Here is a 15,143-nt window from a genome sequence, read left to right on the forward strand (position 1 = left end):
ATTTGGGTGACCAATGGGGCTCGAACCCATGACATCTGGAATCACAATCCAGGACTCTACCAACTGAGCTATGGCCACCATTATTATGTAAAATATAAAAACTTTGTTTAATGTATTTTTTTAATTTATCCATTGCGTTCGACAGGACTTGAACCTGAGACCTCTACCTTCGGAGGGTAGCGCTCTATCCAACTGAGCTACGAACGCTCCAAAAAATATTTCACAATTTAATATTATGAGTATTTCTTTATAATGTCCAGTTTTTTTTATATATTTTTAATCATTTTAATAATTTCATTATATTAAAATAACAAATTTTTAATTTTCAAAAATTAAAAATTTACTATAAAAAATATCTACTAAAATAACATTTTACATATAAATTCTTTAAAATATTAATCATGTATAATATACATATGTTATAAATTTTTTTAAAAAATAATCAAAAATCTATATAATATAAAAATATTCTATATTACTTATAAAATAAAAATAATTGTTTTGATAAACTAAGATCGTTTCATCATATCAAAAAATTCACTATTAGTTTTAGTCATAGCTAATTTATTGATTAAAAATTCCATAGCATCAATTTCACTCATAGGATGAATAATTTTTCTTAAAATCCACATTTTTTGTAGTTCATCGGGACGAGTTAAAAGTTCTTCTTTTCTTGTTCCTGATCGATTATAATCAATTGCTGGAAAAACACGTTTCTCTGCTATCTTTCGTGAAAGAGGCAATTCCATATTTCCAGTTCCTTTAAATTCTTCATAAATTACTTCATCCATTTTTGAACCTGTATCAATTAACGCTGTAGCTATTATAGTTAAACTTCCGCCTTCTTCTACATTTCGTGCTGCACCAAAAAATCGCTTCGGTCTATGTAAAGCATTTGCATCTACTCCACCAGTTAAAACTTTTCCCGATGCAGGAACTACTGTATTATAAGCTCTTGCCAATCTTGTAATAGAATCCAATAATATAATAACATCCTTTTTATGTTCTACTAGTCTTTTTGCTTTTTCTATTACCATTTCTGCTACTTGTACATGCCTAGAAGCGGGTTCATCAAACGTAGAAGCTACTACTTCTCCTTTAACTAATCTACACATTTCAGTAACTTCTTCTGGTCGTTCATCTATAAGTAAAACCATTAAAACGCAATCAGGATGATTGTAAGCAATGCTTTGCGCTATGTTTTGCAAAAGCATGGTTTTTCCTGCTTTGGGTGGAGCAACAATTAACCCTCTTTGTCCTCTTCCAATAGGAGATGCTAAATCTAATACACGAGCTGTTAAATCTTCAGTAGAACCATTGCCTCTTTCCATTCTTAAACGAGAATTAGCATGTAAAGGAGTTAAATTTTCAAATAAAATTTTACTTCTTGCATTTTCTGGTTTGTCATAATTTACTTCATTGACTTTTAACAATGCAAAATACCTTTCACCTTCCTTAGGAGGACGTATTTTCCCAGAAATAGTATCACCAGTTCGTAAATTAAATCTTCGAATTTGACTAGGGGAAACGTAAATATCATCAGGACCAGCTAAATATGAACTATCAGAAGAACGTAAAAAACCAAATCCATCTTGTAAAATTTCTAACACACCGTCTCCAAATATATCTTCTCCACTTTTTGCATGTTGTTTTAATATGGAAAAAATAATATCTTGTTTTCTCATACGCGCTAAATTTTCCAGCCCTGCATTATCACCAAGAATAATTAATTCGGAAACTGGTATATTTTTTAATGCAGTAAGATTCATAATGATAGGTTCTTAGTAAAATCAGAGTCGATTTCGAAATGATATTTAACATATAAAATATAATTATTATAAAATTCTATTAAAAAATAACCAATATTGATAGTATGTAAAACTATATGAAACATTTAATACTACCATAAAGGCAGTATTAAATCTATAATTTTCACAAAAATAATATTTTTAAAAATTATCATTTTTGATTTTTATTCCAAATGATTATTTAAAATTTCTTTTAACTGATGCTTAGATAAAACACCAACTTTAGTAAATACTAATCTTCCTTGTATGAATAATAGTAACGTAGGAATACTTTTAATAGAGTATTTTAATGCAATATTAGAATTAGAATCAATATTTACTTTCGCAATAATTAAGCGATTATTATATTCTATAGAAATTTCATCTAAGATAGGAATTAATACTTTACATGGATTACACCAATCTGCCCAAAAATCAACTAAAACAGAAGTATTTGAAGTTAAAACTTTTTTATCAAAGTTATCTTCATTAACATTAATTACATTTTCTTTCATATATAACCTTGCCAAGAATTCAATAAATGTGATTTCATTATATTAATAAATTTTATATGTAAAAATGTAAATATTTATAAATTATTTTAAAGACTTTATTTAAAATTATCATAAAATTTCTGTATAAAAATATTTTCAAAGCTCAAAATTTTATATTAAATGTTTTTCGTATACCATAATAAATCATGTTTAGGTAACTCTGATAAAAATCTACTAGGTTTAGTATAAATCATTGTTCCATATTGAAAACGAATTCTAGAATAACTTAAAAAAAGCTCTTTTTTCGCTCTAGTTATTCCGACATAAACTAATCGTCTTTCTTCATCAACATTATGATGAATAGCATTATAATGTGGTAAAATTCCTTCCTCCATACCTATTATAAATACATAAGAAAATTCTAATCCCTTAGAAGCATGTAATGTCATTAATTGAACTTTATCTTCACTAATATTTTTATCGTGTAATTCATTTTTAAGAATGAATTGAGTAATTATATCAAATAACATATTAACTTTATTATCATACTTACATATTAATTCAGAAATCCAATTTAATAATGTATATATATTTTTTATAATTTTTTGATATATTTTTTCGTTTTTAACAGTTTTTAAAAGCCATTGATCATATTTTATATCGAAAATAAAATTACTTAACATTTTTTTTGGTTCAGAATAAATACTTTCTTTCAATCTTATGATTAACATTGTAAAATTATTTAATGCATTAAAATTACGAAGCGTTAATACATTTTTTAAATTGATGTCACAACTAGAACAAAATAAGCTTTGTTTTCTTTTTTTGCTCCAATTTTTAAGTTTATTTAATGTAATACTACCTATTCCTCTAGGAGGTAAGTTAACTATTTTCAAAAACGCCATATCATTATTTAAATTAAGTATTAATTTTAAATAAGATAATAAATGTTTAATTTCAGGTCGTGAAAAAAAGGAAGAATTGGAACCAATATAATGCGGAATTTTAAAGTTTACAAATATTTTTTCAAGTATTTTTACTTGACTATTATTTCGATATAATACAGCATAATCTCGGTATTTAGTATTATGCAGAAATTTATGAAATAATATTTTTTGAGATACAAATTTAGCTTCTTCTTCTTCATTTTTTAAAGATATTACATTAATAAAAGATCCGTATTCTAACTGAGAAAATAATTTTTTTTTAAAAATATGAAAATTATTTTTTATTAAGAAATTAGCAACTTTTAAAATTCTTCTTGAAGAACGATAATTATGTTCTAATTTTATTACATATAATTTTGGATAGTCTACTTTTAATAATGTAAAATTTTGTACTCTCGCGCCTCTCCAAGAGTAAATTGATTGATCATCATCTCCTACTAATGTAAAATTAGAATTATATCTACTTAATAATTTTATTAATTCATATTGAACAGTATTAGTATCTTGATACTCATCTACTAATAGGTATTTTATTCTTTTTCCCCATTTTAATCTTAAAAAATTATTCTTTTTTAATAGCAATGCAGGCAAAAAAACTAAATCATCAAAATCTAGTACATCATGTGATTTAAGATATGATTGATATAATTCGTAGTAATGAGCATATAATTTTTCTACAGTAGATTTAGAGTTTATCTTTGCACTATGAAAATCTATTAGTGTATTTTTCCAATTAGAGATAACTTTATGAATTTTTTTAAGAAATGCTTGATCATTTTTTTTTATAATATTTTTCAAAACAGTCATTTGATCTTGTTCATCAAAAATTGAAAAATTAGATTTAATAGAAAAATGACTTAATTCTGATTTGATAATTTCTAATCCTAATGAATGAAATGTAGAAACGGTAATTTTTTTTGCAATTTTTTGAGATAAATAGCAAGAAATTCTATTTTTCATTTCATTTGCTGCTTTATTAGTAAAAGTAATCGCAAAAATATTATTTGGATTAAAATAACATTCATTTATTAAGTAAACAATTTTTTTTATAATTACTTGAGTTTTTCCTGATCCAGCTCCAGCTAAAACTAAACAAGGGCCAGAAACATAGTTCACAGCTTTATTTTGATTAATGTTTAGATCCATAAAATATATAATAATATGCATTTTAAAAAAATTAAGGTTATATCATTTTCATTATAAAATTTTAAATTATCAATAACATTTAAAACATTTAAAATTTTTATTTGAATTTAATAGGTCGTTTTTTTTTCATATATTTTCTTAATTTTCTCCCGATAATTTCTATAGGATGACTTGCAATCTTATAATTAATTGTATTTAAAGTTATATTATCTAATACTGAATTAGAAATCTTTTGTCCTAAATCACCTGGTTTTAATTTACGTACGAATTCTTTAAGTAAAGGTACTGCTGATTGTGAAAACAAATAACTTCCATATTCGGCAGTATCAGATATTACCAAATTCATTTCATATAAACGTTTTCGAGAAATAGTATTAGCTATCAAAGGTAATTCATGTAAAGATTCATAATATGCAGATTCCTCTTTAATTCCTGTTTCTATCATAATTTCAAAAGATAGTTCAATTCCGCATTTCAATATAGCAACCATTAACAATCCATTTTCAAAATATTCCTGTTCTAATATTTCTTGATCATAATTTCCACATTTTTCAAAGTTAGAATTACGTGTATCTAATCTCCATTTTTTTAATTTTTCATCATTATTTTTCCAATCATACATCATAGTTTCAGAAAATTCTCCTGAAATAATGTTATCCATATGTTTTCTAAACAATGGCAAAAACATAACCTTTAATTTATCTGAAAGCACACATGCTCTAATTTTTGCAGTATTAGATAATCTATTTAACATTAATGTAATACCTCCATGTTTTAAAGATTCTGAAATTACCTCCCAACCTGATTGAATAAGTTTTCCTGCATAATTTGGATCATTTCCTTCAAGTACTAATTTTTCATAAAATACTAAAGAACTAGCATGTAATATTCCACATAGAATAGTTTGCTCTCCCATTAAATCTGACTTTACTTCTGCTATAAAAGATGAATATAAAATTCCAGCATGATGACTTCCAATTGCAATAGCCCAAAATTTAGCTGTTTCAAATCCAATATTATGTGGATCGTTTTCAGAATGAACAGCAATTAAAGCAGGAACGCCAAAACCTCTTTTGTATTCTTCTCGTACTTCTGTTCCTGGACATTTAGGAGCAACCATAATCACTGTAATATCTTTACGTATTAATTGACCAAATTCAACAATATTAAATCCATGAGAAAAACCAAGAATCGAATTTTTTTTCATAAACTTCTGTAATAATGTAACAACATTATTATGTTGTTTATCAGGAGTTAAATTTATAACTAAATCTGCTGTAGGAATAAGTTCTTCGTATGTTCCAACTAAAAAATTATTTTTTATAGCATTAATCCATGATTGGTTTTTTTTTAAAATAGAGCTATTTCGTAATGCATAAGAAATGCATAAACCAGAATCACGCATATTCAATCCTTGATTTAAACCTTGAGAACCACATCCAACAATAACAATATTCTTTCCTTTTAAAATATTATTTTCTTCAGAAAGAAAACTTTTTTTCATTAATTGACATGTTTGCAAATTAATTAATTTTTGACGAAAATTCAGCGAATTAAAATAATTTTTCATAAAATCTCAATAATTTTGTAGAATAGAAATATGACTATATCTTAAAGATATGTTATTAATTAAAAAAAATAAAAATAACAATAAATATTTTTAAATTATATTTTTCTTACTGCACCTTGATCAGCACTAGTAGCAAATAGCGAATATATTTTTAAAGATGATGAAATATCGCGTTTTCTACACATAGGAGTATATGCAAATTTTCCTCTTTTCTCTTCATTAATGGTTCTTTTTAATAATTCATCAGAAGTAATATCTAAATTTATTATTCGTTCAGGAATATTAATATTTATAAAATCACCATTTTTTACTAAAGCAATAATTCCTAAATTTGCTGCTTCAGGAGAAATATGTCCAATAGATAAACCAGAAGTACCCCCGGAAAACCGACCATCAGTTATCAAAGCACAATATTCATCTAATCCGGTTGACTTTAAATAAGTAGTAGGATACAACATTTCTTGCATACCAGGACCTCCTTTAGGACCTTCATAACGTATTACAATTACATGGCCTTTTTTAATTTTTCCATTCAAAATCGATTTTACTGCATCTTCCTGACTTTCAAAAACGATTGCACATCCTCTAAATATTAAATTATTTTTTTTAACTCCAGCTGTTTTAACAACACAACCATTTTTTGCAAGATTTCCATATAATACAGCTATTCCTCCATCAGTACTAAATGCAAATTTATAAGAACGAATACATCCATTTTGACGATCTCTATCTAATGATTTCCACCTATATTCTTGAGAAAATGGTTTTACTGTTTTTTTCCCTAATGGTCCTGCACGAAACATATTAATTACTTTTGTGTTTTTTGTAGTTAAAATATCATATTCATTTAACATTGTTTCTAAATTTAGTCCAAGAATATTATATGTATTTTTGTTTAATAAATTAATACGATTTAGTTCTGCTAATAAACCTATTACTCCTCCAGAACGATGAAAATCTTCCATATAATATATAGAACTATTAGGAGCTATTTTGCACAAATTAGGAATTTTTTTAGATAAATAATCAATATCTGATATTTTAAAATTAATTTTTCCTTCGTGAGCAATAGCTAATAAATGCAAAATAGTATTAGTTGATCCTCCCATAGAAATATCTAAAGACATAGCATTTAAAAAAGCTTCTCTAGAAGCAATTTTTCTTGGTAATACATTAATATTATTATTCTCATAATAATCTTTAGTTATTTTGACAATTAATTTTCCTGATTCAACAAATAATTTTTTTCTATCTATATGCGTTGCTAATAATGTTCCATTTCCAGGTAATGATAAACCTAATGCTTCAGTAAGACAATTCATAGAATTAGCAGTAAATAAACCAGAACAAGAACCACAAGTAGGACAAGCAGAATCTTCAATTTCATCAACTAATTTTTGAGAATATTTTGAATCAGCACTATATATAATTGCATCAACTAAATTTATTTTTCTAACTTTATTATTTATAGAGATTTTCCCTGATTCCATAGGACCACCAGAAATAAATACACATGGAATATTTAAACGAAAAGCAGCCATTAACATACCTGGTGTAATTTTATCACAATTAGAAATACAAACCATAGCATCTACACAATGTGCATTAATCATATATTCTACAGAATCTGCTATTAGTTCTCGCGAAGGAAGAGAATATAACATTCCAGAATGTCCCATAGCAATTCCGTCGTCTATTGCAATAGTATTAAATTCTTTAGCTACACCTCCCTCTAATTTTATTACATCAGAAACTAATTTTCCTAATTCCCTCAAATGAATGTGACCAGGTACAAATTCAGTAAAAGAATTGACAATAGCAATTATAGGTTTTTTGAAATCTAAATCTGTCATTCCTGTTGCTTTCCATAAAGATCTTGCTCCTGCCATATTTCGTCCTTGAGTCGTTGTAAAAGAACGATAGCGCGGCATAATTTTTCCTAAAGTAACTTGATTTTCAGAAATTGGAGTTTATTAATTAAAATTTTTTAATTGTAATTTTTTTTAAAATACGTGTATTAAGAAGAAAGGGCATAAATAATTTAAGTGTTTAAATAATTATTAAAAATATATTGATATTTTATGCTAATTAAAATATAAAAAATTTTTAAAAAGTTATTCTAAAATTTCACAGAAAATTTTAATTATATATATTTATTTGATTTAAGTTATTATTTATTAAGTATAATAAAAAATATTTCACAACTTTTTTCAGGGGTGAAGGGAATCGAACCCCTAACATTCGGTTTTGGAGACCGATGCTCTACCATTTGAACTACACCCCTAATTTTTTTACCTTAAATCTATCAAAAAATTAAAATATTAACAATTTAATTATACTATTAAATATAAATCAAGTCTAGTACCAACTTAATTCTAAATCAGTATTTTTAATTATTTTCAGTAAAATAAATTATTTCTATATACACTTGAATAAAAAGATGATTTTACTTATAAATATTTTTTCTATTTTATAATAAAATTTAATTACAACAATAATAAATAAAAAAAAACATTTTATTTAAAAATAACAATAACAGGTATAATTTAATGAAAATTCCTATTTATTTGGATTATGCAGCTACTACTCCAGTAGACATTTTAGTCATGAAAAAAATAATAAAATTTTTAACATTAAAAGATGCGTTTGGAAACCCCGCTTCTCGTTCACATCAATTTGGATGGAAAGCAGAAGAAGCCGTTGATGTGGCAAGAAATCAAATTTCTGAGTTAATTAATGCAGATTCTCGAGAAATAGTTTTTACTTCAGGAGCTACTGAATCTAATAATTTAGCAATTAAAGGAGTTTCTGAATTTTATAAAAGAAAAGGAAATCACATAATTACAACTAAAACAGAACATAAATCTGTTTTAGATACTTGCAAATATCTAGAAAGTAAAGGATTTCAAGTAACATATCTTAATCCTTCAAAAAATGGCATAATTAATTTAGAAAAGATAAAAAATAGCATTTGTGAAAAAACAATACTTATTTCTATTATGCATGTAAATAATGAAACTGGGGTAATACAAGATATAAAAAAAATTTCTGAAGTTTGCAATAAACATGGAGTTTTATTTCATGTCGATGCTACTCAAAGTATAGGAAAATTACATATCGATTTACAAAAAACAAAAATAGACTTAATGTCATTTTCTGCACATAAAATCTATGGTCCAAAAGGTATTGGTGTATTATATGTTCGAAGAAAACCTCGTGTCCGATTATCTGCACAAATACACGGAGGAGGACATGAAAGAGGTATGAGGTCAGGAACGTTACCAGTACACCAAATTGTTGGTATGGGTGAATCATGTGCTCTTGCTAAGAAAAATATTGATACAGATTATATTCATACAATAAATCTTCGAAACCATCTTTGGAATGGTCTTAAAAATATTGAGGAAGTGCATTTAAATAGTAATTTAAAATGTGGAGCACCTCATATATTAAATATGAGCTTTAATTATGTAGAAGGTGAATCTTTAATTATGGCTTTAAAAGATATAGCTGTATCATCGGGTTCAGCTTGTACATCTGAAAGTTTAGAACCTTCTTATGTACTGCGATCTTTAGGTTTAAAAGATGAATTAGCTCATAGTTCTATTCGTTTTTCAATTGGTCGTTTTACAACTATTTCGGAAATAAATTACACCATTCAACTAGTAAAAAAATCTATTAATCGATTAAGAAATTTATCACCTCTTTGGGAAATGTTTAAATCTGGAATAAACTTAGATACTGTAAAATGGAATTATGATTAATATAATTAAATCAGGAAAAAAGATGACTTATAGTAAAAAAGTATTAGACCATTATGAAAATCCAAGAAATGTAGGTTCATTTTCAAATTCTGATAACAATATTGGAAGTGGTTTAGTAGGAGCACCAGCATGTGGCGATGTAATGAAGTTACAAATAAAAGTAGACGAAAATGAAATTATTAAAGATGCATGTTTTAAAACTTATGGATGTGGATCAGCTATAGCTTCTAGTTCTTTAATTACAGAATGGGTTATAGGAAAATCTTTATCAGAAGCTGAACAAATTAAGAATACTAATATAGCTGAAGAATTAGATTTACCTCCAGTGAAAATACATTGTTCTATTTTAGCTGAAGATGCTATTAAAGCAGCAATTACAGATTATAGAAATAAAAATAAAAATAAATAAATTTTTAAAATATCTATGGAAAAATTTAAATAAAATACAAACGTGTTGAAAATTTTAATATATTTTTTCAACACGTTTAAAATAACTTAGAATCATTAAATTATACATAATCTGGAAAGTATATGAATTATTTTCAATTATTTGATTTACCTGAATTATTTACAATTAATATGAAAAAGCTTTTACTTAAATTTCATAAATTACAAAAACAATATCATCCTGATGCAAATCATAGTTCTTCAAAAATTGAAAAAAATAAATTTTTAAGAAAAACAATAGATATAAATAAAGGATATCAAATTCTTAAAGATCCTATTGAACGGGCAAAATATCTATTACGTTTAAATTCATATAATTTTGAACTTAAAAAAAATAACATATTTAAAAAAAACTTTTTACATGAGCAATTAAAAGTATACGAGAAATTAGATACGTTAAAAAAATCAAGTAAAAATGAATCAAAATTAAACAATTTCACAAAAGAAATTAAAAAGAAAGAGAAATATTATTTATTAAATGTAGAAATTTTTTTAAATCAAAAGAATTGGAATTTAGCAGCGACAACATTATATAAATATTTATTTTATAAAAAAATTAAAAAGAAAATAAACGAATTTAATATACATCAAATTTAAATATTAAATTGGAAAAAATATGATTAAAATTAAAAAAGTTATGTATAATTCCAAAATCCTTACACATAAAAAAAATATATCTTTTGGAATTGATTTTGGAACTACTTATTCATTAATAGCAACAGCTTTATCCGAAAAAATTATTATTATATCTGATAAAGAAGATCGCGATCTTTTACCTTCAATAGTAAATTACAATCATTCGAAACCTATTGTTGGATGGAACGCTCAAGAAAAAAATGTATGTGATCCTGTTAATACAATATCTTCGGTAAAACGTTTAATTGGACTTTCTTTAAAAGAAATTAAAAAACTATATCCTTATTTAAAGTATAATTTTAAAGAAGACGAAAAAAAAACAGTTTCATTTATTGTAAATAATTCCATTGTAAATATCATTGATGTATCAAGTCAGATCTTATATGAATTAAAAAACCGTGCTATTTCACTTTTTCAAAAGGATATTCATGGAGTAGTAATAACAGTTCCTGCACATTTTAATGATATACAAAGACAAAGCATAAAAAAATCAGCACAGTTAATTAATTTAAATGTTTTACGTCTTTTAAATGAACCAACAGCGGCTGCAATTGCTTATGGTTTACATTTAAAAAACAAAGGTATTACTGTAGTATATGATTTAGGAGGCGGAACATTTGATGTCTCTATTCTTAATTTAAATAAAAAGATTTTTGAAGTATTATCTACCTCTGGAAGTACATTTTTAGGAGGTGATGATATTGACTATTTATTATTAAATTATATTAAAAATAAATTTTTATCATTAAATATATATAACTTATCAGAACAGCAAGAACTATTAAATCTTGTCAAATTAATAAAAATTCAATTAAGTTTCAAAAATTTTATTGCCGTTACATTTAAATCAATAAAAATTAAAGTTACTCACATAGAAATTCATAACATAATTAAACCTATTATTTTAAAAACATTAAATATTTGCAAATTAGCCTTAAAATCTGCTAATCTTTCTGTAAAAGATGTCGATAATATTGTTTTAGTAGGAGGATCTACATATATTCCAATTATAAGGAAATATGTTATGGAATATTTTAAAAAATTTCCTCTTTTTTCAATCGATCCAGATAAGGTTGTAGTGATAGGTGCTGCCATTCAAGCTAATATGTTAAGTAAAAAAAATAAAAAAAATAATATATTATTATTAGACGTAGTACCTTTATCATTAGGAATTGAAGTCATGGGAGGTATAGTAGAAACAATAATTTTCAAAAATACAAAAATTCCTATTTCTCAAAAAAGAGAATTCACTACATTTAAAGATGGACAAAAATCTATTTTAATTCATATTTTACAAGGTGAAGAAAAAACTGTAAAAAAATGCAAATCTTTATCTAAATTTATATTATCTAATATTCCAATAAAACCTGCTGGTCAAACTATTATTATTGTAAAATTTCAAATAGATGTAAATGGGATTTTATCTGTTACTGCTAAAATAAAAGCTACTAATATTAAAAAAAATATTTCTATTAATTCAATATATGAATGTTGTGAATTACAAAGTTTTAATATGAAAGAAAATAAATGAATTTGCTAAAAACAAAAAATGAAAATAATTTATATTTCTTACTTTTATTTTCCATATATTACAATTTATAATTAAAAATTAATAATACTAAATAAAAATACAAGAATAAATACTATGCCAAAAATTAAAATTTTTCCTCACAAAATATTATTACCAAAAGGTGGAATTTTCCAAGCTGAACCAGGAGAAACAATTTTAGAAGTTGCATTACGAAATAACGTAAATATTGAACATGCTTGTAATAAATCATGTGTATGTACTACATGTCACTGTTTCGTAAAAAAAGGGTATTTTTCTTTATCGGCTTGCAAAGAAGAGGAAGAAGACATTCTTGACAAAGCTTGGGGAGTTCAATTAGATAGTCGTTTAAGCTGTCAAGCTCAAATAAGGGACCAAGATATAGAAATTGAAATTCCTATATATACTATAAATCAATTTTAACATTGTTCAAATTAATTAAATACAAGTAAAAAACTTCCATAATAAATTTAAAGATAATATTTGTATATACTATTTAAAGTAAGAATTTTCGCTATTTCTAAAAGAAAAATGTATGGGATTTCCTATTATTTTTAACATTTTTATAAAAAAATTAAGTAAATATTTTTTATAAGTACTTGAAAGATATTCGAGTTTTTTTCCATGTATAATAATAGTTAATGGATTTTTACTTCCTAAATGAGCATACTTAAGTTTTACTTTGTTTCCTTTAATAACAGATGGTCGATGATTTTTTACTGCTAATTGCATAATTTTTGTTAATTTCGAAGTACTGAATTTTTTTATAGAATATTTAAATATTCTATCAATTGATTGAAAAATTTCATTTGTTTTTAATTTTCTAATAGAAGAAATAAAATATATTATTCCAATATGCATAATTTTTATTTCTTTCGATTGAATAATATTTTTTTTTTCAATTTCGGAAATTTTATCACATTTATTAAATACTATTATAATACCACAACCACTATTAACAATATGATTAAATAACTTTAAATCTTGATTAGATATTGAATTGGTAGCATCTAAAATCAAAATGACAACATTAGCTAACTTAATTGAATGGATTGTTTTTTTGACTGAAAATTTTTCTATATAATCAATAATTTTACTTTTTTTTCTTATTCCTGCAGTATCGATAAAAATATATTTTCTCTTTTTATATGTAGTAATATTCCAAATACTATCTCTAGTTGTACCTGGATTACCATCAGTAATCATTCTATTTTGATTTAAAATATTATTTATAAAAGTAGATTTTCCAACATTCGGTTTTCCAATAACAGCTACTTTGATAAGACTAGCATCGTGTTTTTTTCGTATATTTTCGTTTTCTTCCTCTAAAGGTATACAATGAGAATATTTTACATAATTATATTGTGAAGAATTACATAAAAAAACTGAAGAGATTTTTTTAATTAAACTAATTATACCAATCCCATTAGTAGCTGAAATACAATGAATATTTGGAAATTTCAATGAATAAAATTCTGATGCTACAAATTCATAATCCATTCCATCTATTTTATTAACTATAACTAAAACATCTTTGTTATAAGATCGTATTTCATTTGAAATATCTAAATCTTCACTTACTAATCCATCTTTAGCACTCACTAAAAAACAAATTAAATTAGATTCTTGAATTGAAAATTTTGTTTGTTCTATTATTTTTCTATCGATTTTTTTTTTTTATAATTAATTCCAGCAGTATCAATAATAACAATTTTATCATCTTTAATCGTTAAATATCCATATTTTCGATCTCGAGTTAAATTTTTAATATTTGATGTTAACGCATTATTAGAAGACGTTAATTTATTAAATAAAGTAGATTTTCCAACGTTAGTTCTTCCAATTAATGTAACTGTGAAAAGCATAATAAGTACCTAATTATAATTAATTTGATAATTTTTTATTTTAAATTAAAAATTAATTGTATTTTTGCTCAAAATTTTTTAATTTTATTTTAATGATTTCTTTAAGTTCTTCTTTATTTTGATAATAAATACTTTTTTTCCATTCTGAAATAGCTTTTTTAACATTGTTTCTTGAAATAAATATATCTCCTTTAATATCATGTTTAATGCTATTCCAAGTTATACATGTAATACCATCAAGAGTCTTTAGTGCTGAATTTTTATCATTTAAGTGTAGTTGCATTTTAGCAATATTTAAAGTAACTATATTTAAAATATTTTCATCAAATATATATTTTTTATTTTTTTGTAATATCACGATAGCATAGTACAAAAAATTATTCTTTGCATACATATTTGATAAATACAAAGAAGCCAAAGTACTATAAACATTATTGTGGTTATTTTCAATAAATTTAATAACATTTTTTATTGAGTTTTTTTTATTAAAATTACTTTCTTGAATTATTTTTTCATATTCTTGTTTATCAAAATTAATATTTGAGTGAAATTTAAAAAAATAAAAAAACAAAAAAACAAAAAATATTAAAAAAATTAATATACTATTTTTTTGAACTTTATTAAAAGTATAGTCTATGTTCATTGCATATGTATATTTTAATATATTAAAAGTTTTATTGTAAAAAATAAAATTTTAAAGAATTAAGAATTATAATATTAGGATATTTAGATAAATGCAAGTTTTTTTAAGTATTAAGTTTCAAGAATTTTATATGCATATGGCGATTTTTTGAAGTTAATATTTTTGTAAAAATAAAAGATGCAATATATCTATATAACTTAAATATATTTATATATAACTTAAATATATTTATATATAACTTAAATATATTTATATATAACTTAAATATATTTATATATAACTTAAATATATTTAT

13 protein-coding genes and 3 tRNA genes are annotated in these 15,143 nt (G+C 24.1%); 5 read left to right on the forward strand and 11 right to left on the reverse strand.

Annotated elements, in window-relative coordinates:
- Positions 1–5 precede the first annotated feature (5 nt).
- The 8 genes from U0T64_02750 to U0T64_02785 form a co-directional block, all read right to left on the reverse strand.
- Positions 6–78, reverse strand: a tRNA-His gene (locus U0T64_02750).
- 55 nt (positions 79–133) lie between these two features.
- A tRNA-Arg gene (locus U0T64_02755) sits at positions 134–207 on the reverse strand.
- Positions 208–509: 302 nt separating this feature from the next.
- Complete coding sequence (gene rho, locus U0T64_02760) at positions 510–1,769, reverse strand: transcription termination factor Rho (GenBank protein ID XBC41257.1); 1,260 nt, start codon at positions 1,767–1,769, stop codon at positions 510–512.
- A 203-nt stretch (positions 1,770–1,972) separates the two neighbouring features.
- Positions 1,973–2,302: a thioredoxin gene (trxA, locus tag U0T64_02765; GenBank protein XBC41258.1), complete on the reverse strand. Its 330-nt coding sequence runs from the start codon at positions 2,300–2,302 to the stop codon at positions 1,973–1,975.
- A 155-nt stretch (positions 2,303–2,457) separates the two neighbouring features.
- Positions 2,458–4,374 carry a UvrD-helicase domain-containing protein gene (locus tag U0T64_02770; GenBank protein ID XBC41259.1) on the reverse strand — a complete coding sequence of 639 codons (1,917 nt, stop codon included), beginning with the start codon at positions 4,372–4,374 and terminating at the stop codon, positions 2,458–2,460.
- Positions 4,375–4,471: 97 nt separating this feature from the next.
- Positions 4,472–5,944, reverse strand: coding sequence for a ketol-acid reductoisomerase (ilvC, locus tag U0T64_02775; protein XBC41260.1), 1,473 nt, complete (start codon positions 5,942–5,944; stop codon positions 4,472–4,474).
- Between the two features lie 95 nt (positions 5,945–6,039).
- Positions 6,040–7,875 (reverse strand): dihydroxy-acid dehydratase, encoded by a 1,836-nt coding sequence (gene ilvD, locus U0T64_02780; protein ID XBC41261.1) that lies wholly within the window; start codon positions 7,873–7,875, stop codon positions 6,040–6,042.
- A 280-nt stretch (positions 7,876–8,155) separates the two neighbouring features.
- A tRNA-Trp gene (locus tag U0T64_02785) sits at positions 8,156–8,228 on the reverse strand.
- A 265-nt stretch (positions 8,229–8,493) separates the two neighbouring features.
- Between U0T64_02785 and U0T64_02790 the strand changes: the two genes are divergently transcribed.
- The 5 genes from U0T64_02790 (at position 8,494) to fdx (ending at position 12,763) form a co-directional block, all read left to right on the forward strand.
- Complete coding sequence (locus U0T64_02790; protein XBC41262.1) at positions 8,494–9,708, forward strand: IscS subfamily cysteine desulfurase; 1,215 nt, start codon at positions 8,494–8,496, stop codon at positions 9,706–9,708.
- Positions 9,709–9,730: 22 nt separating this feature from the next.
- Positions 9,731–10,117 (forward strand): Fe-S cluster assembly scaffold IscU, encoded by a 387-nt coding sequence (gene iscU, locus U0T64_02795; protein XBC41539.1) that lies wholly within the window; start codon positions 9,731–9,733, stop codon positions 10,115–10,117.
- A gap of 122 nt (positions 10,118–10,239) precedes the next feature.
- Positions 10,240–10,752 (forward strand): Fe-S protein assembly co-chaperone HscB, encoded by a 513-nt coding sequence (gene hscB, locus U0T64_02800; GenBank protein ID XBC41263.1) that lies wholly within the window; start codon positions 10,240–10,242, stop codon positions 10,750–10,752.
- A gap of 19 nt (positions 10,753–10,771) precedes the next feature.
- Positions 10,772–12,322, forward strand: coding sequence for a Fe-S protein assembly chaperone HscA (hscA, locus tag U0T64_02805; GenBank protein XBC41264.1), 1,551 nt, complete (start codon positions 10,772–10,774; stop codon positions 12,320–12,322).
- Positions 12,323–12,436: 114 nt separating this feature from the next.
- Complete coding sequence (gene fdx / locus U0T64_02810) at positions 12,437–12,763, forward strand: ISC system 2Fe-2S type ferredoxin (protein XBC41265.1); 327 nt, start codon at positions 12,437–12,439, stop codon at positions 12,761–12,763.
- Positions 12,764–12,832: 69 nt separating this feature from the next.
- On the opposite strand, the gene der is transcribed toward fdx, so the two are convergent.
- Genes der through U0T64_02825 form a run of 3 tightly spaced genes read right to left on the reverse strand, consistent with a single transcriptional unit; the run spans position 12,833 to position 14,848 of the window.
- Positions 12,833–14,008 (reverse strand): ribosome biogenesis GTPase Der, encoded by a 1,176-nt coding sequence (gene der / locus U0T64_02815; protein XBC41540.1) that lies wholly within the window; start codon positions 14,006–14,008, stop codon positions 12,833–12,835.
- Positions 13,993–14,205, reverse strand: a complete 213-nt coding sequence (locus U0T64_02820) for a GTPase (protein ID XBC41266.1) — start codon at positions 14,203–14,205, stop codon at positions 13,993–13,995. Before U0T64_02820 ends, der begins: the two co-directional genes overlap by 16 nt.
- A gap of 52 nt (positions 14,206–14,257) precedes the next feature.
- Positions 14,258–14,848 carry a tetratricopeptide repeat protein gene (locus U0T64_02825; GenBank protein XBC41267.1) on the reverse strand — a complete coding sequence of 197 codons (591 nt, stop codon included), beginning with the start codon at positions 14,846–14,848 and terminating at the stop codon, positions 14,258–14,260.
- Positions 14,849–15,143 lie beyond the last annotated feature (295 nt).

Origin of the sequence: Buchnera aphidicola (Nurudea yanoniella) (assembly GCA_039829995.1) — a bacterium.
Classification (GTDB): Bacteria; Pseudomonadota; Gammaproteobacteria; order Enterobacterales; family Enterobacteriaceae; genus Buchnera_B; species Buchnera_B aphidicola_AV.

Excerpts from the sequence above, each read along its gene's own strand:
- ilvC (XBC41260.1), bottom strand. The coding sequence starts at position 5,944 with ATGAAAAATTATTTTAATTCGCTGAATTTTCGTCAAAAATTAATTAAT.
- hscA (XBC41264.1), top strand. The coding sequence starts at position 10,772 with ATGATTAAAATTAAAAAAGTTATGTATAATTCCAAAATCCTTACACAT.
- ilvD (XBC41261.1), bottom strand. The coding sequence starts at position 7,875 with ATGCCGCGCTATCGTTCTTTTACAACGACTCAAGGACGAAATATGGCA.
- fdx (XBC41265.1), top strand. The coding sequence starts at position 12,437 with ATGCCAAAAATTAAAATTTTTCCTCACAAAATATTATTACCAAAAGGT.
- U0T64_02770 (XBC41259.1), bottom strand. The coding sequence starts at position 4,374 with ATGGATCTAAACATTAATCAAAATAAAGCTGTGAACTATGTTTCTGGC.
- U0T64_02820 (XBC41266.1), bottom strand. The coding sequence starts at position 14,205 with ATGCTTTTCACAGTTACATTAATTGGAAGAACTAACGTTGGAAAATCT.
- hscB (XBC41263.1), top strand. The coding sequence starts at position 10,240 with ATGAATTATTTTCAATTATTTGATTTACCTGAATTATTTACAATTAAT.
- U0T64_02790 (XBC41262.1), top strand. The coding sequence starts at position 8,494 with ATGAAAATTCCTATTTATTTGGATTATGCAGCTACTACTCCAGTAGAC.
- iscU (XBC41539.1), top strand. The coding sequence starts at position 9,731 with ATGACTTATAGTAAAAAAGTATTAGACCATTATGAAAATCCAAGAAAT.
- rho (XBC41257.1), bottom strand. The coding sequence starts at position 1,769 with ATGAATCTTACTGCATTAAAAAATATACCAGTTTCCGAATTAATTATT.
- U0T64_02825 (XBC41267.1), bottom strand. The coding sequence starts at position 14,848 with ATGAACATAGACTATACTTTTAATAAAGTTCAAAAAAATAGTATATTA.
- trxA (XBC41258.1), bottom strand. The coding sequence starts at position 2,302 with ATGAAAGAAAATGTAATTAATGTTAATGAAGATAACTTTGATAAAAAA.